Here is a 19,558-nt window from a genome sequence, read left to right as displayed (position 1 = left end):
CGATCAGCTCGGCGCCGGTATCCTCGACCACCTCCATGATCCGGGCCTCGGCCTCGGGCTTGTTTTCCCTGGTCACGCGGATGCAATGGAAGGGGATGTCGTGGTTCACCACCACCTTCTGATAGTCCATGTGGTTCGAGATCACCGCCACGATCTCGACCGGCAGCGCACCGATCCGCCAGCGGTAGAGCAGGTCGTTCAGGCAATGCCCGAAGCGCGACACCATCACCACGACCTTCATCTTCTGCGTCTGGTCGTGGAAGCTGTAGGTCATGCCGAAGCGGTCGGCGATTTCCGAGAAGCCCTCGCCCAGCTTGTCCAGCGTCGTCTCCTTTTCCGAGGCGAAGCTGACGCGCATGAAGAACTTGCCCGTCTGCGGGTCGTCGAATTGCGAGCTGTCGGTGATGTGGCAATCGGCCGTCGCCAGATAGCCGGAAATGGCTGCGACGATGCCCTTGGTGGAATCGCAGGTCACCGTCAGGCAGAATTTCGTCATCGAGGCGTCGGCGCCCTTCGCCTGCCGCGGCGCGGGGGCAGGCGTGGTTTTCACCGGCTTGACCCCGGCCTCCGGGGCAGGGCCGCGCAGGGCGCGGGTTTCCGCCACGATCTGGTCCGCTTCCATGATGTCTTCTCCTTTCATGCGCCCATTCCCTCGGGTTCGGGCAGATTGTTGGCGCGGCAGCAGGCGGTGACGGTATTGGCCAGCAGGCAGGCGATGGTCATGGGGCCGACCCCGCCCGGAACCGGGGTGATCGCCCCGGCCACCTGCGCGGCGCTGCCATAGTCCACGTCGCCGACAAGGCGGGTCGCGCCATCCTCCTCGATCCGGTTGATGCCCACGTCGATGACGGTGGCGCCGGGCCTGATCCAGTCGCCGGGGATCATGTTCGGCCGACCCACTGCCGCCACGACGATGTCGGCGCCACGGCACAGTTCGGCCAGGTTCCGCGTCCGGCTGTGGGCGATGGTCACGGTGCAGTTCTCGCGCAGCAGCAGTTGCGCCATCGGCTTGCCGACGATGTTGGACCGCCCCACGACGACCGCATGCAGGCCTGACAGATCGCCCAGCCGGTCCTTCAGCATCATCAGGCAGCCCAGCGGCGTGCAAGGCACCATGGCCTTCTGCCCGCTGCCCAGCAGCCCGACGCTGAGGACATGAAAGCCGTCCACGTCCTTGGCCGGGTCGATCGCGTTGATGACCGCGTCGCTGTCGAGATGGCCGGGCAGCGGAAGCTGCACCAGTATCCCATGCACGGCAGGATCGGCATTCAGCCGCACGACCAGCGCCATCAGCTCATCCTGCGAAATCCCGGCCGGCAGCTTGTGCTCGAAGCTTTCCATCCCGGCGGCGCGGGTCTGGATGCCCTTGTTGCGGACATAGACCTCCGAGGCCGGGTCCTCGCCGACCAGCACCACCGCCAGCCCCGGCACGATCCCGTGCTCTGCCTTTAGGACAGCGACGTGATCCGCGACCCGCGCCCGCAGGCCCGCGGCAAAACTCTTTCCGTCGATGATCGAACCCATTCTCCTCCCCCTCTGACAGCAGGGATGATTGCCCGGTCCGCGCCCCTCGGGGCGCGGATGGTTCCGTTGCGACCGCTGCCGTGTCAGGCGCGGGGACGTTCCTTCTTGGGATCGTAATGCGGGAAGGCCGAGACCCGCGCCGCGATCCGCTTGAGATGGCCGTCGAGCCGCCCCACCTCGACCTCGGTCCCCGGCTCGGCATGGGCCACGTCGACCCGCGCCAGCGCGATCATCTGCCCGTCCCGCGGCACCCGCATGGCCGAGCAGATCTCGCCCACCTGCGCCCGGCCGATGCAGATGCAGTCGCCATGCCCGACCCGTTCCTGCCCGTCGATCACCAGGCCCACGAACTTGCGCGACGGATGCTCTTTCCGACGGACCAGCGCATCGCGCCCGACGAAATCGGCGGTCTTGGACTTGAGCGGCACGGTGAAGCCGATGCCCGCCTCGAAGGGGTCGGTCTGGTCGCTGAAGTCATAGCCCGCGAAGACCAGTCCCGCCTCGATCCGCACCAGGTCCAGCCCGGCCAGGCCCATCGGCTTGATGCCCAGGGGCTGGCCCGCCTCCCAGATCGCGTCGAACACGGCCTCGCCGTCGCGGGGATGGCAGAAGACCTCGTAGCCCAACTCGCCCGTATAGCCGGTGCGGGACACCACGATCGGCACGCCATCAATCCCGCCGATCCGGCCCACGGCAAAGCGGAACCAGCCAAGCTCCTCCAGCGTGGGCTGGTGCGGGGGGGTCCAGATGACCTGCGCCAGCAGTTCGCGCGATTTCGGTCCCTGGACGGCCAGGTTGTGCATCTGGTCGGTGGACGACCGGATCATCACGTTCAGCCCCAGCCGCGCGGCTTCCTCGCGCATCCAGGCGCCGCCCTCGTCGCTGCCGCCGATCCAGCGGAAGTTCTGCTCGCCCAGCCGGAACAGGGTGCCGTCGTCGATCATGCCGCCATGCGGATAGCACATCGCGGAATAGACGACTTGGCCGTGACCCAGCTTGCTGACATCGCGGGTCAGCACCCAGTTCAGCAGCCCCTCGGCATCGGGACCCGTCACCTCGAACTTGCGCAGCGCCGACAGGTCCATCATCACGACGCCCTCGCGGCAGGCCCAGTAGCTTTCCACCGGATCGCAGCCGGGGAAGCTGTTGGGCAGCCAGAAGCCGCGGTATTCTACGAAGTCGCGCGTCATGGCGGCGAATTTCTGGTGGAAGGCGGTTTCGCGCGTCATGATCGGTTCCGAGTCAGGGGTCGGGCGCCAGGCGACGGCGCGCTGGAAACGCTCGGTCGCGGCATAGGTCCGCAGGTGGATGTCGGTCAGGGTCCAGCCGTTCGCGGCGGTGGTGTCGTCCGGGCAGGCCGAGGACACGCAGACGATGTCGGTCAGCGCCCGCAGCATCACGTAATCGCCCGGTCGGGACCACGGCTCGTCGGCATACATGACCCCATGCGCGTCGATGCCGGTGTTGAAGAAGAAGTTGGCCGCCATCCAGCCGCGCCGCGCCGGCACCCCGTATTCTGCCAGCGCCGCGTTGAAGTTGTCGGTGCAGTTGGCGTGGCCCGGATAGCCGATGTCATCATAGTATTTCGCGGCGCAGGCCATGGCGAAGGCGTCATGCCGCCCGCAGGTATCCTGCACGACCTCGATCAGCGGGGTCAGGTCCTGGTCATAGTATTTCGCGTGCAGCCCCGGCGTCGGGTAGGAATGACCCATCAGCGTCCGCGTCGTGGTCACGTCCAGCGGGTTGAAGATGCCGCGATCCACCTTGCGGGCATCGAAGCACTGGAAATCCGTACATTGCCGGCCATCGACATCGATGATCTGCAGGTATTCGCCCGCGCGGACCAGATAGGCCTCGGCGGTCGCGGATTTCACCCGCAGGTCAAGGACGGGGTCGGCCAGCGGATCGGCCAGCGCGAAGCTGCCCGCGTCGCGCGGCTTGGCCCGGTTCACCAGCAGGGTCAGGGGCGTGGCGGTGTCCTGCCGCTCGAAGTCCATCGCCCCGCCCGGCGCGGCGACCACCAGCCAACCCTCGGCCTGCGCGGTGAAGGACGCCCGGTCGCCCGCGGCGGAACGGTCGCCGAAAAGGCCGATGGCACGGGCCTTTCCGATGTCGATCCCGCGTGCGGCCATGCCCTTGCGCAGCCGGTCGAGGCCGGGCTGGCCCAAGGCCAGCAGCGCCCGCAGCCCGTCCGCCGGCACGTCGGCCGCGGCCCCCAGGATGCCCGCGTCAAGGCGGCCATCCCGGTGGGCGGCCAGCAGCTCGGCGCGCTGGCCGCCCTCGTCGTTCACGATCTCGATCCGGTCGCCGGCGAGAACCGGCACCATCACGGCGCCCGCCCCCGGAACCGAATAGCGTTCCTGCGCCGGGGCGAGGTTGTAGCCGGCGACCCGGCGCGAGCGCGTGGCCTGCGGCGGACCGGGCCGCAGCAGCCGGTCATAGGGAAGGGACAGCATGTCGGGTCCTCACGCCGGAAGGGACAGAAGGCGGCAGTCCTGATCCATCGCCGCCGGCTGGTCCCGAAGGGGCTTCTCGTCTTGGCGGGGCGCGGAGTCGTTCTGGAGATAGGTCTCCATGCTGTCGTCCAGCGCGTCCTTCCAGGGCGTGTGATGCACGGGCGCCATCGTCCCGGTGATGACCGAGCGGTAGCAGTTGTTGCGGAAGCCCATGATGTCCTCGGCCTTGTGCTTCTTCCATTCGAAGAAGGCCTTGCAGGCGCCATCGACATCAAAGCTGGGATAGTCCGTTTCGGCGATCAGTTCCTTGACGTAGTCGCCCTGGTACTGGATCGCGTATTTCACGTCGTCCGAGGCTTCCTCGCGCGCCTCGCGCTCGGCCACGTCGGCCAGCATCTCCTGCTTGTCCGCGGGAACGGCGATGCGGTTCAGGATGATGTCGCGGACATACCATGCCTGGGCGTCGAACATGTTGAAGGTGAACCACTGGTCCTGCATTCCCAGATAGAACATCTTGGGATTGTGGACATAGACCACCCCTTTCCACAGGTCCGCGGTCGCCAGCCGGTTCTTCGTCTTCAGCCGCAGGTCGTCCGGCAGGAAGGGGAAGTAATGCCGGTAGCCGGTGCAGAGGATGATGGCATCCATGTCCTTGCTGCTGCCGTCGGCGAAATGGGCGGTCTTGCCGTCGATATGCGTGAGCGCCGGCTTTTCCTGCCAGTTCGCCGGCCATTTGAAGCCCATGGGCGCCGAGCGATAGGAACTGGTGACGGATTTCGCGCCGTATTTCCAGCATTGCGAGCCGATGTCCTCGGCCGAATAGGACGCCCCCAGGATCAGCACGTCCTTGCCCGAGAATTCGCAGGCGTCGCGGAAATCATGGGCGTGGACGATCCGGCCCTTGAACTGCTCGAAGCCCGGATATTCCGGCACGTTCGGGCTTGAGAAATGGCCCGAGGCCACGATCACGTTGTCGAACCGCTCCTTGTAGACGCGATCGGCCTTCATGTCGTGGATGGTGATGGTGAAATCATCGGCCTCGGCGTTGTATTCGACCCAGCGGATGACGCTGCTGAACCGGATCCAGTCGCGGACGCCCGCCTTCTTCACCCGGCCCTCGATGTAATCGAACATCACCGCGCGCGGCGGATAAGAGGCGATCTGCTTGCCGAAATGCTCCTCGAACGGATAGTCGGCGAATTCCAGCCCTTCCTTGGGACCGTTGGTCCAGAGATAGCGATACATCGAGCCATGGACCGGCTCGCCATTCTCGTCGACGCCGGTGCGCCAGGTGTAATTCCACAAGCCCCCCCAGTTCGCCTGCTTTTCAAAGCAGACGATTTCCGGGATCTCCGCGCCCTTCTGGGCCGCGGATTGAAAGGCGCGCAGTTGGGCAAGCCCCGAAGGCCCCGCGCCGATGATCGCGATGCGCTTTGTCATGTGGTCCGTTCTCCTCCCCAGGATGGTCCGACCAGTTTTCAAAAGTGGTTCAATAACCCTGAACCAATCAGACCACCCCTTTCCCGATCTGGCAACAGATTTCTTGGCCGCGCGCCCATGCGGCGATTTGCCGCTGTTCTTTAGGGAAATCCGGCTATTGTCGGGCGCATGACCAGGACCAGCCTTGCCCAGAGACTCGCGGTCGGCGCCTCTCTGCCACGTCTTGGGGCGGCGGATCGCGCCCCGGTGCGAATCGGTTTCCTCACCCCGCTTTCCGGCCCCGAAGAGCCTTGGGGCCGCCCCGGACTGGACGGATGCCGCATCTGGATGGACTGGATCAACGAGCGCGGCGGGCTGATGGTGGCCGGCAAGCGGCACCGGGTCGAGATCGTCGCCCGTGACAGCGCGCAAGGCCCCGAACAGACCCTGCAGGCCGCGCGCGACATGGCCGAACGGCTGCATGTCCGGCTGATCCTGACGCTGGGAGGCGACAGCTTCGCGGCCGCGATCCCCTACCTGATGCAGCGCCGGATGCTGGTGGCGACGCTGCTGCCCTCGGACCTGACCCCCGACACGCCCTTCCTGATCGCCCCTGTCGAGGTTCACCCCTTCTTCAACGCGACCGGGGTCGAATGGCTGGCGCGGCAGTTGCCCCCTGCCCGCCGCGTGGCGCTGTGCACCCAGGCCGACAGCCTCGGCCTGCCGTCGCTGGCGGTCTATCGCACCGCCTTCGATGCCGTCGGCTGGTCGCGGATCAGGGAACTGCGCTACGCCCCGCGCGAAGGCGACGCCGATGCGATCGTGGGTGCGATGATGGCCGACGACCCGGACGTGCTCTGCTGGTGCTCATCCACCCCGCCGATGGTCCAGGCGCTGACCGAGGCCGCATGGCGGCGCGGCTTCGGGGGGCGGATCCTGTCCTGCGTGGCCGATGGCTATCCGCGCCTGATCGGGCGCACATCGCCGGACTTCATGGAGGGCTACACCTTCCAGTTCCCCGATTTCGACGACCCGATGCTGGCCGACGTCCCCTTCTTCTTCCGCCAGCCTCATGCCTTCTTCGAGGCCTACAATGCCCGCTTTCGGGGGGAATGGGGCGCGGTCAGTTGGGAATACGCCTCGATCCTCGATCTCTGGCACGGGGCCGTGGAACTGGCGGATACGGTCGAGCCGGCTTCGATCCTGGCCGCCATGAAGCGCGCGCGCCAGGTGCCCCACACCTTCGGTCCTGCCCGCTGGACCGGGCACAAGCTGTTCGGCACCGACAACGCCCTGATCGGCAACTGGCCTGTGGTGTCGATCCGGGACGGACGCGCCCGCATCCAGGAATTCGGCTCGGTGCTGGACTGGCTGGATCGCCACGGCGAGGCGCTGGCCCGGCAACTTGACGGACTGGGCCAGTCCTGGCACCAGCGCCTGCGCCGTCCCGTCAGCCGTCCTGAAGCAGCAGCTTCTGATCCTCGATCAGCCCCAGCTTCATGAATTCGCAGGCCTGCTCGATGTCGCGGGCGGCAATGGCGTTGAACAGCGAGTTGTAGCCGCGCTGGTAGGCGGCGATCCGCTCGGGCGTCAGGTGGCGGCGGTACATGGCGGCGCGGAAGGACTGCCGCCGGGCGTCCAGCACCAGGCTGTAGCAGGCGATCAGCAGCGGGTTGCCGGTGCCCGCGGCGATCTGGCGGTGGAATTCCTCCTCCAGCCGGACAAAGGCCATGGCGTCCACCTGCACGGCCTCCATCTGCGACAGGGTCTCGCCCAGGGCCTCGATCTGGCGGGGGGACATGCTGATGACGGCCAGGCGGACCATCTCGGGTTCCATGATCCCGCGCATCACCTGCAACTGCAGCGGACCTGTTTCCGCAGCGACCGCCGAGGCGGATTCCTTGGCGCCCTCGGGATCGAAGGTCACGAAGGACCCCGATCCCGCCCGCCGGCGGATCAGGCCCGCGGCCTCGACCTGGTCCAGCGCCTCGCGCACGGTGTTGCGCGCCACGCCCAAGTCCTGCGCCAGCTGGCGTTCCGAAGGCAGCCGCTCCTCCAGCCCGTATTCCTGCGACACGATCCGCATGGTCAGCGTGTCGACGACATACTGGACCGTTTCTCCCAGCGCCGGGGGGGTCCGGCGGACCGCGGGGATTACATGACTGGAGGACATCGCCTGAGGATTCCCGTGGTACCGAACCATGCCGAGCGAGCCGGACGGCTCATCCCCTAGTTACGCGTTCAGGATCGCGATCTCAAAGGGAAGACTGCCGGATGAAGGCGGCTTTCCCCGAAGCGCCCGTCCCTGCCGTTCCGGCATGACGGGGCGCAGCCTTTCAGGATCTCACGGGGGATCGTCCGCCTGCCGGCCGGTTTCGAAAGCGACCGCTCGCCTGGTTCCTGCCGGCCTGGCCGATCCTGCTGGCGGCCATCACTTGCATGCCCGGCATCGCGCTGCGGCACCGCATCCTGCCCGAGAGACTGTGGTAAAGAAGGAGGGGCGCTCAGTAAGCGATCCGCGCGGTCGCCCGCAATTCGTCGGCGGTGGCGGTGCCGAGGCCGAAGAACTCCAGATAGGCGGGGATCATCTCGAACAGCATGTCGGTGCCGACCTGCCAGCGGCATCCCCGCGCCGCCGCAGCCCGCAGGAAGGGCGTCATCTCGGAACTCAGCACAACCTCGCCCACGAAGGCCCCAAGGTCGATGCGGTCCACGTCCATCGGCAAGGGGTCGCCCGGACGCATCCCGAGCGGGGTCGCGTTCACCACGATGTCGAAGCCCGCCGGATCGCCGTGGCCGAGGTTCAGCCGCAGCGCGGGGTAATGCTGCGAAAGCCGCGCGGCCAGACCCTCCATCCCTGCCGTGTTCGGGTCCTGCAGCGCCAGTTCCGCCACGCCCGCCCGCGCCAGCGAGGCGGCGATCGCGCTGCCCACCCCGCCGCAGCCGACGACCAGCGCCCGGCGGCCCGCGATGGGCTGGCCCTTGCGCAGCACACCGCGGACAAAGCCCTCGCCGTCGAACTGGTCGGCGGTGAGCCGTCCGTCGGGTTCGGCGCGGATGGCATTGGTGGCCCCGGCGATGGCGGCAGTGGGGGTGACGTGATCCACAAGGCCCATCGTCCTGACCTTGTGCGGCATCGTCACCAGCGCGCCGCGGATGTTGGACAGGCGGAAGACCAGCGGCAGGAAGGCCGGGTAGTCATCCGCCCTCACCCCCATCGGCACCACCACCGCGTCGATGCCGCGGGCGGCGAACCACGGGTTGTAGATCATCGGCGCCTTGAAGCTCTCGGTCGGATAACCGAGATGCGCCACCAGCGCGGTCCGCCCCGAAATCAGGGGCATGGTCGGAAGGGCCGCGTCCATCAGTGATGCGCCAGGATTTCGCCCAGGAAGGCGCGGGTGCGGTCGTGGCGGGGGTTGCGGAAGAAGGCCACGGGCTCATCCTCCTCGATGATCCGGCCCTCGGACATGAAGATCACCCGGTCGGCGACCTGCCGGGCAAAGCCCATCTCATGCGTGACGCAGATCATGGTCATGCCGTCGTTCGCAAGCCCGATCATGGTGTCCAGCACCTCCTTGACCATCTCGGGGTCAAGGGCGCTTGTCGGCTCGTCGAACAGCATCGCGACCGGCTCCATGCAGAGCGCGCGGGCGATGGCCACACGCTGCTGCTGGCCGCCGGACAGTTGCGCCGGATACTTCCCCGCCTGATCCCCGATGCGGACGCGGTCGAGATAGCGGCGGGCGGTCGCCTCGGCCTCGGCGCGGCCGACCTTGCGGACGCGGATCGGCGCCAGCATGCAGTTTTCCAGAACCGTCATGTGCGGGAACAGGTTGAACTGCTGGAAGACCATGCCGACCTCGCGCCGGACCCGGTCGATGGCCTGCGGGTTGTCGGTCAGTTCCGTGCCGTCCACCACGATGCGGCCCGAATGGATCGGCTCAAGGTGATTGATGCAGCGGATCAGCGTGGACTTGCCCGACCCCGAGGGACCGCAGAGCACGATCTTCTCGCCCCGCCGCACGGCAAGGTTGACGTCCTGCAGGGCGTGGAAGTCGCCGTAGTATTTCTCCACCCGCTCCATGCGGATCAGGATGTCGTCCGGCATGGCGTCACGCCCCGGTCAGCGAGGCCACGCGCCGCAGGCCGAGGCGGTAGCCTTCCGTCCCGCAGCCGACGATCACCCCGTTCGCGCGCAGGCTGACATAGGAATGGTGCCGGAAGCTTTCGCGCTGGTGGACGTTCGAGACATGCACCTCGATCACCGGCCCCTCGAAGGCATTGAGCGCGTCGAGGATCGCGACCGAGGTATGGGTGAAGGCGCCGGGGTTGATGACGATGCCCGCCGCCCCGTCCCGCGCCTGGTGGATCCAGTCGATGATCTGCCCCTCGTGGTTGGACTGCAGGAAGCGGATCTCGACGCCCAGTTCCGCCGCCAGTGCCGCGCAGTCGCGTTCCACATCGGCCAGCGTCTCGTGGCCGTAGATCTCGGGCTGGCGCTTGCCCAGCAGGTTCAGGTTGGGTCCGTTCAGGATGAAGATCGTGCGGGGCATGTCGTCCTCAAGGGCACAGGCCCGGCGCCGGGGCGCCGGGCAAGGGGGTCACTGGCTGACGGTATAGGGAACGCCGTCCATTTCGGCCGGGAACTCGGGCGGGGAAAGCTGCATCCACTTGTCATAGGTCGCCTTGTAGGCATCCGAGGCCATGTGGCTTTCGAGGAAGCCGTTGAGCGCCTCGTTCCAGTCGGCCTCGCCCAGCCGGCTGCCGGCGCCGTTGTACAGCGCGGTCAGCGGCATCTTGTTCTCGTAGACGCCCGGACGCGCGGCTTCCAGCCGCTGGATGTAGATCTGGTTGCCGCCGACCGCATCCACCTGCCCCGACAGCAGCGCCTGGATGGTCGCCGCGTCATCGTCGAAGCGCAGGATGTTGGCCTGCGGCGCCTCGGCGGTCAGGGCGGTGTCCTGCGCCGCGGCCCGGGGGACGCCGATGCGCTTGCCGGCGAGGTCCTCGGCCGTGCCGGCGGCCATCTCTTTCGGGGCCACGACCGACAACTGGTTGGCGGCATAGGGGCGCGAATACTGGATCGACTGGGCGCGTTCCGGCGTCATCCCCATGGTGGCGAACAGCACGTCCACCTTGTCGGTGGTCAGCGCCGGGATGCGGTTCGCGACCTGCAGCGGCACGAACTCGGCCTCGACCCCAAGGTATTCGGCAAAGGCGCGGCCCATGTCGGCGTCGAAGCCGTCGGCCTGCCCGCCCGAGTTGATGCAGCCCCAGGGGCAGTTGTCGCCCTGGATGCCGACGCGGATCGTGCCCGAGGCCTTGGCCTCCTCGACCGTGCGCGCCTGTGCGGCCAGCGGCAGGGCAAGCGCGGCAAGCAGCGCGGCGCCGGAAAGCAGTCTTGGAATCATTGGTTCTTCCTCCCGTTTGTTATATCTCAGCGCGCAGTTGCGGCCGCGAGCCGTCGTTCCATCCGCCGGCCCCACATCGACAGGGGCCAGCACAGCGCGAAATAGACCAGCCCCACGATGCCGAACACCAGCAAGGGGCGGAAGGTCTGGTTGGACACGATCTGACCCGCGCGCGTCAGTTCGATGAAGCCCACGATGGCCGCCAGCGACGTGCCTTTCAGCAGTTGCACCAGAAAGCCGATGGTCGCGGGCAGGGACAGCCGCAAGGCCTGCGGCAGGATCACGTCGCGCATCAGCGAGCCGTAGCCGAGGCCCAGCGCATGGGCGGCCTCGGCCTGCCCCCTTGGCACGGCCTGGATCGCGCCGCGCCAGATCTCGCCCAGGAAGGCCGAGGCGTGCGCCGTCAGCGCCACCGCCACGGCGCCCCATGCGGGCGGGCTGAAGCCCAGAAGCGGCAGGCCGAAGTAGACCACGAAAAGCTGCATCAGCAGCGGCGTGCCCTGAAAGATGGCGATCCAGCCTGCCGCCAGCGCCGACAGCCACTGCACCCGGGACACCCGCGCCAGCGCCACGAGAAAGCCGAAAAGGATGCCGCCGGTGAAGCCGATGGCGGTCAGCGCCAGCGTCCACATCAATCCGCGGGCAAGGAAGGCAAGCTCTTGCGGTCCGATCATCGGCTTGCCCTTTCAGCGCGTCGGCCAGGCAAAGGCGCGGTGGCCGATGGCGGCGAACATCAGCATCATCAGCCACGAGACGCCGAGGTAGATCGCGGTGACGGTGAAATAGACCTCGAAGGTGCGGAAGGTGTCGCCGTCGATCCGCTGCGCCACGGATGTCAGCTCAAAGGCCGAGATCGAGGTGGCGATGGACGTTGTCAGCGTCAGCATGATGAACTGGCTGACGAGCGACGGATAGACCGAGCGCATCGCGGGCCTGAGGATGATGAAGCGGAAGACCTCGGACCGGGGCAGGCCCAGCGCCAGCCCGGCCTCGGTCTGGCCCTGCGGGATCGCCTCGACCCCGCCGCGGATGATCTCGATGGCATATGCGCCGCCGTTCAGGCCCAGCGCCACGATGGCGGTCGCGGTCGGGTTCAGCCGGATGCCCGCCAGAGGCAGGGCGAAGAAGATGAAGAAGATCTGCACGAGGAAAGGCGTATTGCGGATCACCTCGACGAAGACGCGGACGATGGCGTGGCCGATCCGGCTGCGGCTGCGCAGGACCGCAACGCCCCCGATGCCGATCGCCAGCGCCACCGCCATCCCCGCCAGCGCAAGCCAGATCGTGCCCAGCGTGCCCCAGGCCAGTTGCGGCCAGCGTTCCAGCACCACCCCGAAGTCGAGCTGCACCATCGGCGTTCTTTCTTCCCCGCGCCTTCCCTGCCGGCCACATATGCGCGAGGCAGGGGCGCAAGGTCAAAGACATTGCTTTACGCAATTTGCCATGGGGAGGGCCGCGGACGATGCGGGCATCCTGCCACCGAAGCGCCGCGTCCGCCCTGCAGGCGAGCCATTGCCGCCAGCAGAATGGTCTTCCCCGAGATCCGGCAGGGGCTAACGGCCCTCATTCTCCTGCCCCCGGCCCTGCAACCGCTCGATCCGGTCGAACAGGGGCGCGAGCCGGCCGCGCTGGTAGGTCAGCCCCTCGTAGACCGCATAGGCCTGCCGCGCCCAGGCCAGATAAACCTGCGGCCGGCCCGTCCGGGCGGCGATCCAGGCCATCCGGTGCGATCCCCTGCTGACCGCCGCGCGGGTGCGATAGACGAGCTTCCGGCGCCAGCCGATCCCCTCGGCCGAAGGCGCCACGCGCTTGACCGGCCGGATGCCGCGCTTGGCCCAGGTCAGGCGATAGGCCAGACCCTCGCGCCGCTGCCGGAAGCCCGCAGCCTGGGTGTCGGCCACGAAATCGGCATCGACCGGCTTCAGGTCCAGCCGCCCCTCGGCGCGGCCCTCGTCGATCAGGCGCTGGATCAGGGGCGCACGGACCACCACCACGTTGGTCCCCCGCCCGTCCGAGGAATAGGGTTCCACCCAGGCATCCCCGAAGCTGACATCGGCCGTCTCGGCCACCACGTCGTCGCAGAAGTTGCAGGCCGAGTTCTGGAAATACCCAGCGCCCCAGTCGCCATCGGCGAGGTGGAACCACTCGTTCTGGACGGTGCTGCCGTCATCCAGCGTCAGATGCGCGGTATACCAGTTCGCGGGCCGGTTCGCGTCCTTCAGCCGGTATTCCACGGCGCGCACCCGGTTATGGTCCACGCCCAACTGCCACGCAAAGCTCTGCACGAAGCGCGCGCTTTTCATGTGGCCGCAGAACAGGCCGAGGAAATGCGTGATCCGTTCCGCCATAACCGCGTCCTGCGCGCGGGCCAGATGCACCGCCTTGATGAAACAGGGAATGCCCACCACGGCATAGCGCCCCGGCGTGGCGCGGACCTGGTCCAGCACCTCGGCCAGGTGGATCGGGTGATAGCGGGACCGGGCGCCGGCGAGCAGTTCTTCCTCGGACCGGCTGATGCGATAGCCGAAGAAGGGCTCGCCCGGCTTTCCCGGATGGACGTGCAGCACGCCGTCGATCTCGCCCCGCCGCATCAGTTCGGCCACGACCCAGCTGACCATGCCGCCGGAACTGCCCCGCTCGCGGAAGTGCGGTTCCGCCACCGCGCCGACATGGCAGGAGGTGTAGCGGCCAAGGCGGGCGTCGTGCTGCGGCGCCTCGGGGAAGCGGGCGGCGGCGATCCGGTCCTCGTTCGCGGCCTCGGGCGAGAAGGGGCAGAGCTTGGCGAACTCCTCGCTGCGCCGGTGGGTGGCGGGGCCGATGGGCTTCAACTGGCCGTAGTCGTCCCACGTCATGGTGGCCTCGACCCCAGACACGCATGCGCCGCAGCCGATGCAGAGGCCCGAGCGGACGATCTGCGCGGGGCTGAGCGGGCGGTTCATGCCCGCCCCGCCAGCGCCGCGTCGAGCCATTCCGAGGACTGCGCCTGCAGGTGGGCGATGCGCGTCTGGACCGCTCGCGAGATCGGCTCGGCCAGCAGCGTGCCGACGTCGGCAGGGTCGCGGTCCTCGAAGGTCAGGTGGCGCTCGGCCCCCAGCAGCGCGGTCAGGTCGCGGACCTTGGTCCAGCGGTAGTCGGACGGCGCGCAGACCAGCGGCTTGCGGTTCACCAAGGCAAAGCAGCAGCCGTGGAAATAGGTCGTGGCCACCGCCTCGGCCCCTGCCACCAGCGCCGCGAACTCCTGCGGTCCGGCGTCGAGCCGCTGCTCGTCGGCCCAATCGTTGCGGTAGCCGACGCTGATCGTCCGCAGGCCCCTTTGACGCGCCGCTTCGCTGACTCGAGTCGCGAACCAGTCGGGGATGTGGTGGCCGTAGACCAGCAGATAGGGCGGCTCATCAGCGGCTTCGACACGGGGCGGGTTCAGCAGCACCGGGTCCAGCACCATTGCGGGTGCGGCGCCAGTCGCCCCGGCCACCAGTCCGAAGCTGTTGTCGTCGCGGACCGAGATCGCGTCCAGATCGCGCAGGCGTTCCGCCCATTGCGGCTCGATGAAGTCCGCCGCGTAGTTCCCGAAGCTCGCGGCATAGGTCACGGTGCGAGGTGCCGCGATCCCCTCGCCCCAGAAAGCGGGCTTCCCGCCATACCAGGGGTGCGAGAGGTTCAGCACCTCGTCGCTGCCGATCACGGCCAGATCGACCGGCGGCATCGTCTCGGGGACGTCCAGATCGAAGGGCGCCGACAGGGGCAGCGCCTTGAAGGCGTCGAGGAACTTCCGCAGCTTGCGCCCGTATTGCACCACGTCGGCGCGGGACGACCGCTGCGGCGTCAGCGGCTGGAAGGCATAGCGCCACTCGCGCGAGGTGACCTCGCAGGACTGGTGGTCCAGCAGCACGGCCTCATGGCCGCGCGCGGCGATGGCCTCGACCAGGCAGCGGGCCTGCCAGTAGCTGCCGTAGTTGATGCAGCGGTGAAAGGTCAGGACGCCGACCCGCATCTCAGCGCCCGTAGATCCGGTCGATCACCCGCGCGACCGTCACCAGATGCCGCGCCTCGTCATCGTAACCAGCGCCTGACGCCAGCCGGGTCAGCCAGTCCACCGCCGCGCGCCCGCCCCATTCGTCGGGCGGCTCGGAGAGGGATTCCGCGCGGATATGGTGGTGCCGCTCGGCTCTCAGGTCGTAGAAGGAGCCGCCCACGTTGCGCAGGCTCGCGCCCCCTTCGGTCCCGTAGAACTCGGCCGCGATCACTGCCTCGCACCCTGCCTGCAACCCCCAGGAACAGGCGAGCCGCACCACGGTTCCCCCCGCAAGGTCCAGCGTGGCGACGGCGTAATCCTCGACCTGCACCGAGGGGTCAGACAGCGGCGCACCTTTGGCGTAAAGGCGGCTTTCGACGCGCTCGACCTCGGGCCAGCCCAGCGACCATAGCGCAAGGTCGATCAGGTGGACGCCCAGATCCACGACGCAGCCACCGCCCGAAAGCTTCGGGTCGTAGAACCACGGCTTGTTCGGCCCCCAAGCGTTGTGGAAGGTCACGTCCACGCCGAAGACATGGCCCAGCGCGTCCGCCTGAAGCAGCGGCCGGATCGCGCCCATGGCGGCGGTCTGGCGATAGGACAGGTCCACGCCCAGCAGCCGGTCGGCGTGGCGGGCGGCCTCGACCACCTCGGCGACCTCCCGCCCTGTGCGGCCCAGCGGCTTCTGGCAGAAGACGGCCTTGCCCGCGTTCAGCGCGGCGATGGACTGCTCGGCATGGGCTGCGCTGGGAGTGGCGATCACCACCGCGTCGATGTCTTCGCGCAGAAGGGTGTCGAGGCCATCGATCCGCTTTGCACCGGGGGCAATCGCCAGCGCCTCGGCGGCACCGCTGTCGTCCGGCTCGGCCACGGCCACGATCTCGGCCAGCCCGGTTGCGGCCAGCGCCGCCATCCGGTGCCGCCCGATCCAGCCGGTGCCGAGAAAGCCAAGGCGCGGCCTCACGGCGCCACCCGCTTCGGTGCCGTGTTTTCGCGGAATGCTGCATCGGCCCAGAACCACCCACTCTGATGCAAGGTCGAGGATAGCGACCACGACTCCAAAGAACGGATCACAGCGCCACCCAGGCCTTGACGAAAGCGCCCGGCTTGTCGCGGGTCGCGGCCAGCGCCTCGCCCAGATCATCCAGCGCGTAGGTCCCGGTCAGCAGCGGCGACAGGTCCAGCTTGCCCGAGGACAGCGCATCCACCGCCGCCCGCAGGCCCGCCACGCGCACGCCCGCGTCACGTTCATGGGCGCTTGCGATGTCGATGCCCTTCCAGTTCCACATCTGCATGTTGACCTGCCGCGGCCCGTCCTGATGGTATCCTGCGATCACCAGACGCCCGCCCTCGGCCACCAGTTCCCCCGCAAGGTCCAGCGGCCACTGCTTGCCCACGCATTCGATCACCCGCTCGGCCATGCGGCCATCGGTCAGGCGGCGAACGTCCCCGATGATGCGCCAGTGATCGTCCATGGGGATCGTCTCGGCAGCGCCCATCCGGCGGGCCAGTTCCAAAGTCTCGACCCGGCGCGATACGGCGATCACCCGCGCCCCCGCGTCACTCGCCAGCCGCGTCAGGATCGCGCCGAGGAATCCGATGCCGACGATCACCACCGTCTGGCCGGGGCGCACGTCGGACCGCGCGAAGATGTTCATGGCGCAGGCCACGGGTTCCCCCGGAACCGGCATCCCGTCCAGGCCGCGGGGCAGTGGCACCACCATGTCGGCCCGCGCCACATCATATTCCGCATAGGACCGTTCCGTCAGCGCCGTCACGCGCTGGCGCAGCGTCAGCCCCACGATCCCCTCGCCCAAGGCGGCAATCCGCCCCCAGCCCTCGTGCCCCATGCCGCCCGCAGCGCCGGGCCATGTGGACCAGGGCTGGCCTTCCCACGGTTCCACGTTGGACGCGCAGACGCCGCAGCCCTCGAGCCGGATCAGCACCTCGCCGGGTCCGGGTTGGGGCACCGGCACCTCGGCCACGGAAAACCGCTGCGGTCCCTCAAGGACCGCGGCGCGCATCGTCTGGGTCATCTGTCGTCTCCCGGAACCAAGCCGCCGCGCGGCCCCTTGTCCATGGCATTGCAGGCGAGGCTGTCATGAACCGCGAAGACCCCGTTCCCCCGCACGAGGGCATGAAAGAGCAACTGACCAGCAACATCGCCCGGCTGGTCGCCCGACGCCGGCAGGAGGACGCCAAGGCCTCGGCAAGCGAGCGGATCGCGGAATGGATCACGAAGGTCGCAGGCTCGATGGTCTTCATCCTGCTGCATCTCGCCTTCTATGGCGGCGCGCTGCTGATCCTGACGGATCTGATTCCCGTTCCCGTCCCGTTGGGCGAGGGGCTGGGGCTGGTCGGCTCCTTCGCCTCGGTCGAGGCGATCTTCCTGTCGCTGTTCGTGCTGATGAACCAGCGGCGCGAGGAACTGCGCGCCGACGCCCGCGCCGATTTCACCCTGCATGTCAGCCTGCTGACCGAGGACGAGCTGACCAAGCTGGCCGCTGTCATCCACCGCATAGCCGAGAAGCTGGATGTCCCGATCGACGAGGAGGCCGCCGAGGAGGTCGAGAAGAACGTCGATCCCGAGCAGGTGCTTGACGCGCTGGAGGACATCGAGGGGGACGGCGGCGCCCCCGGCCATCCCGCCCGTCACGACGGGGATGCGGGCGCGCCGTCCGCGATGAAGGCCTCGACCGCCTCATAGGCCTCGTCGTCGGTCATCTGGCGGGGCGGGTGCTTGCAGAACCAGGCGGCGGGGGCGAGGACCGGCCCGGCAAGGCCGCGGTCGCGGGCGATGGCGGCGCAGCGGATCATGTCGATGGCGACCCCGGCTGAGTTCGGGCTGTCCTCGACCGACAGCCGCAGTTCAAGGTTCATGGGGACGCCGCCGAACAGCTCGCCCTCCATCCGCAGGAAGCAGACCTTGTTGTCATTCTGCCAGGCGACATAGTCGGAGGGGCCGACATGGATGTTCTCGTCCGCGATGCGGGTGGCGGCGACGGACTGCACAGCCTCGGTCTTCGAGATCTTCTTGCTTTCCAGCCGCTTGCGGTTGGCCATGTTCAGGAAGTCGGTGTTGCCGCCGGTGTTCAGCTGGTAGGTCCGGCAGAGCTTGACGCCCCGCTTGTGGAACAGGTCCGTCAGCACGCGATGCACGATGGTCGCGCCAAGCTGCGCCTTGATGTCGTCGCCGATGACCGGCACGCCCGCGGCGCGGAACCGCTCGGCCCAGGCGGGGTCCGAGGCGATGAAGACGGGGATGTTGTTGACGAAGGCCACGCCCGCTTCCAGCGCGCATTCGGCATAGAACTCGGTCGCTTTCTGGCTGCCCACGGGCAGGTAGTTCAGCAGCACGTCCACCCGCGCCTCGCGCAGCGCCGCCACCACCTCGTCGCGCGAGGGTTCCGCGGCGTCCGAGGTCACGAAGGTCCGCGCCTCGGGGTGGTCGGCCATGTGCTCGGCCACGCCGTCCAGCACCCGGCCCATCCGCACCACCGCGCCCGTATCCGGCACCTCGGGCGCAAAGACGGCGGTGCAGTTCGGGGGGACGAAGATCGCCTGTGCCACGTCGCGGCCGACCTTGCGGGCGTCGATGTCCCAGGCGGCGGTCACGCGGATGTCGTCCGGGCGATAGCCGCCGAGATTGTGGTGCATCAGCCCCGAGGCATCGTTGCGGCCCCCATAGTAGGCCAGCCCCTGCACCAGCGAACTGGCGCAGTTGCCGACCCCGATGATGGCGATGTTGATCGGCATGTGGGCGTCTTTCATGCGGGGGGCCTTCAGGTCAGGGCCGGCTGAAGCGCGGCCGGCGTCGCCTCAACACGGGCGGGCGCATATCGTTCGATCATCGCGGCGCAGAAATCGGCGAATTGCTGCGGGTCGTGCGGAGGGCTGGTGTGATGGGCGCCGGGGCCGAGATGCTCGGGCGTGAAGCAGAAGGTGACGGTGGTGTCGAAATCGGCCAGCGCTTCCATCTGCCGGTCGAACCAGCCCAGCGCGTCGGGGCGGAAGCTGTCGGCCCAGCTGAGGCCCGTGCGGAGGTGCTTGACGCCCAGCCGCTTCATCCAGGCGACCGCATCGTCAAGGCGCGGGTCCTGGTAGTGGAACCACTGCATCAGCCCCATGTCGGCGGCGTGAGGGGCATAGGCGTCCAGCCCCGGCTTGGGCGTGCCGTCCGCGCGGATCAGGCCCATGTAGAAATGGCGGTAATACGACGACCCTTCCGCCTCGCGGTGGCGGGTGGTCGCGCCCCATTCCTGCGGCAGGTCGAACAGCGAATACCAGAAGATGCGCGGCACGCGGCCGACCAGCAGCTCGGCGGTCTTCTGGACGCCGAAGACCTGCACTTCTTCCGCCCCGAACGATCCGACGCCCACTTCCGTCACCCAGACGGGCTTGTCCGTGACGGCCTCGATCTCGGCCACCTTGGCGGGCCATTCGTGGATCGACCACAGGTTCCAGTCCAGCGGGAAGCCGTGGACCGCGACCACGTCCACGTGGTCCAGCGCCCCGTGGCCCTGCATCCGCTGCACCCACAGCGGGTCGATGGGCGACATGCCGCCGAGGACGCGGGTGATAGCCGGGTTCACATCCTTCATCGCCTGCCCCGCCAGCGTCACGCATTGGCCGAAGCGCGACCAGTCCGGGTCGAGTTCAGGATCCCAATGGGACTTGTTGTTCGGCTCGTTCCAGATCATCGCGGCTTCGATCATCGCGCGGCGTCTCCTTGG

The 19,558-nt window shown here is 68.0% G+C and carries 18 protein-coding genes and 1 pseudogene; 2 read left to right on the top strand and 17 right to left on the bottom strand.

What is annotated here, in order from left to right:
* The 4 genes and pseudogenes from purU to Q4F04_RS09035 form a co-directional block, all read right to left on the bottom strand.
* Window positions 1-496 (bottom strand): annotated as a pseudogene (gene purU / locus Q4F04_RS09050) (formyltetrahydrofolate deformylase); the annotation flags it as partial.
* Window positions 497-636: 140 nt separating this feature from the next.
* Window positions 637-1,524 carry a bifunctional methylenetetrahydrofolate dehydrogenase/methenyltetrahydrofolate cyclohydrolase FolD gene (gene folD / locus Q4F04_RS09045; protein WP_303369513.1) on the bottom strand — a complete coding sequence of 296 codons (888 nt, stop codon included), beginning with the start codon at window positions 1,522-1,524 and terminating at the stop codon, window positions 637-639.
* A gap of 83 nt (window positions 1,525-1,607) precedes the next feature.
* Window positions 1,608-3,980 carry a DUF1989 domain-containing protein gene (locus tag Q4F04_RS09040; protein ID WP_303369512.1) on the bottom strand — a complete coding sequence of 791 codons (2,373 nt, stop codon included), beginning with the start codon at window positions 3,978-3,980 and terminating at the stop codon, window positions 1,608-1,610.
* 9 nt (window positions 3,981-3,989) lie between these two features.
* A complete protein-coding gene (locus Q4F04_RS09035; protein ID WP_303369511.1) occupies window positions 3,990-5,420 on the bottom strand; it encodes an NAD(P)-binding domain-containing protein in 1,431 nt (476 codons plus the stop codon).
* Between the two features lie 168 nt (window positions 5,421-5,588).
* On the opposite strand from Q4F04_RS09035, the gene Q4F04_RS09030 reads away from it, so the two are divergent.
* Complete coding sequence (locus Q4F04_RS09030) at window positions 5,589-6,902, top strand: ABC transporter substrate-binding protein (protein WP_303369510.1); 1,314 nt, start codon at window positions 5,589-5,591, stop codon at window positions 6,900-6,902.
* Here Q4F04_RS09030 and Q4F04_RS09025 read toward each other — a convergent pair.
* From Q4F04_RS09025 to Q4F04_RS08975, 11 genes are all read right to left on the bottom strand, one after another.
* On the bottom strand, window positions 6,850-7,572 hold the full coding sequence (locus Q4F04_RS09025) for a FadR/GntR family transcriptional regulator (protein WP_303369509.1): 723 nt from the start codon (window positions 7,570-7,572) through the stop codon (window positions 6,850-6,852). The genes Q4F04_RS09030 and Q4F04_RS09025 overlap by 53 nt on opposite strands.
* Before the next feature lie 331 nt (window positions 7,573-7,903).
* Window positions 7,904-8,764, bottom strand: a complete 861-nt coding sequence (locus Q4F04_RS09020) for a shikimate dehydrogenase (RefSeq protein ID WP_303369508.1) — start codon at window positions 8,762-8,764, stop codon at window positions 7,904-7,906.
* Complete coding sequence (locus tag Q4F04_RS09015; RefSeq protein WP_303369507.1) at window positions 8,764-9,510, bottom strand: amino acid ABC transporter ATP-binding protein; 747 nt, start codon at window positions 9,508-9,510, stop codon at window positions 8,764-8,766. Before Q4F04_RS09015 ends, Q4F04_RS09020 begins: the two co-directional genes overlap by 1 nt.
* Window positions 9,511-9,514: 4 nt before the next feature.
* Window positions 9,515-9,955: a type II 3-dehydroquinate dehydratase gene (aroQ, locus tag Q4F04_RS09010; protein WP_303369506.1), complete on the bottom strand. Its 441-nt coding sequence runs from the start codon at window positions 9,953-9,955 to the stop codon at window positions 9,515-9,517.
* A 48-nt stretch (window positions 9,956-10,003) separates the two neighbouring features.
* Window positions 10,004-10,813 (bottom strand): transporter substrate-binding domain-containing protein, encoded by an 810-nt coding sequence (locus Q4F04_RS09005; RefSeq protein WP_303369505.1) that lies wholly within the window; start codon window positions 10,811-10,813, stop codon window positions 10,004-10,006.
* Between the two features lie 26 nt (window positions 10,814-10,839).
* Window positions 10,840-11,487 carry an amino acid ABC transporter permease gene (locus tag Q4F04_RS09000; RefSeq protein WP_303369504.1) on the bottom strand — a complete coding sequence of 216 codons (648 nt, stop codon included), beginning with the start codon at window positions 11,485-11,487 and terminating at the stop codon, window positions 10,840-10,842.
* A 12-nt stretch (window positions 11,488-11,499) separates the two neighbouring features.
* Window positions 11,500-12,165, bottom strand: coding sequence for an amino acid ABC transporter permease (locus Q4F04_RS08995; RefSeq protein WP_303369503.1), 666 nt, complete (start codon window positions 12,163-12,165; stop codon window positions 11,500-11,502).
* Between the two features lie 201 nt (window positions 12,166-12,366).
* The gene (locus tag Q4F04_RS08990) at window positions 12,367-13,752 is read right to left on the bottom strand and encodes a Coenzyme F420 hydrogenase/dehydrogenase, beta subunit C-terminal domain (protein WP_303369502.1); all 1,386 of its coding nucleotides are present in this window, start codon (window positions 13,750-13,752) and stop codon (window positions 12,367-12,369) included.
* Entirely contained in the window at window positions 13,749-14,804 is a 1,056-nt protein-coding gene (locus tag Q4F04_RS08985; RefSeq protein WP_303369501.1) for a polysaccharide pyruvyl transferase family protein, read from the bottom strand. The genes Q4F04_RS08990 and Q4F04_RS08985 overlap by 4 nt, the downstream gene beginning before the upstream one ends.
* A gap of 1 nt (window position 14,805) precedes the next feature.
* A complete protein-coding gene (locus Q4F04_RS08980) occupies window positions 14,806-15,789 on the bottom strand; it encodes a Gfo/Idh/MocA family protein (protein WP_303369500.1) in 984 nt (327 codons plus the stop codon).
* A 106-nt stretch (window positions 15,790-15,895) separates the two neighbouring features.
* Window positions 15,896-16,861: a zinc-binding dehydrogenase gene (locus tag Q4F04_RS08975; RefSeq protein WP_303369499.1), complete on the bottom strand. Its 966-nt coding sequence runs from the start codon at window positions 16,859-16,861 to the stop codon at window positions 15,896-15,898.
* 65 nt (window positions 16,862-16,926) lie between these two features.
* Here Q4F04_RS08975 and Q4F04_RS08970 point away from each other — a divergent pair, with 65 nt between their 5' ends.
* A complete protein-coding gene (locus tag Q4F04_RS08970; RefSeq protein WP_303369498.1) occupies window positions 16,927-17,532 on the top strand; it encodes a DUF1003 domain-containing protein in 606 nt (201 codons plus the stop codon).
* On the opposite strand, the gene Q4F04_RS08965 is transcribed toward Q4F04_RS08970, so the two are convergent.
* Together Q4F04_RS08965 and Q4F04_RS08960 are read right to left on the bottom strand one after the other, a co-directional pair.
* The gene (locus tag Q4F04_RS08965; protein WP_303369497.1) at window positions 17,478-18,596 is read right to left on the bottom strand and encodes an inositol-3-phosphate synthase; all 1,119 of its coding nucleotides are present in this window, start codon (window positions 18,594-18,596) and stop codon (window positions 17,478-17,480) included. The two genes, Q4F04_RS08970 and Q4F04_RS08965, sit on opposite strands and share 55 nt — an antisense overlap.
* 11 nt (window positions 18,597-18,607) lie before the next feature.
* Complete coding sequence (locus tag Q4F04_RS08960) at window positions 18,608-19,540, bottom strand: glycosyl hydrolase (protein WP_303369496.1); 933 nt, start codon at window positions 19,538-19,540, stop codon at window positions 18,608-18,610.
* Window positions 19,541-19,558: the final 18 nt, after the last annotated feature.

It is taken from the genome of Paracoccus sp. (in: a-proteobacteria) (assembly GCF_030536915.1).
GTDB lineage: Bacteria > Pseudomonadota > Alphaproteobacteria > Rhodobacterales > Rhodobacteraceae > Paracoccus.
The sequence above is the reverse complement of the archived record's forward strand: the minus strand, read 5'-3'. Positions and strand labels throughout refer to the sequence as shown.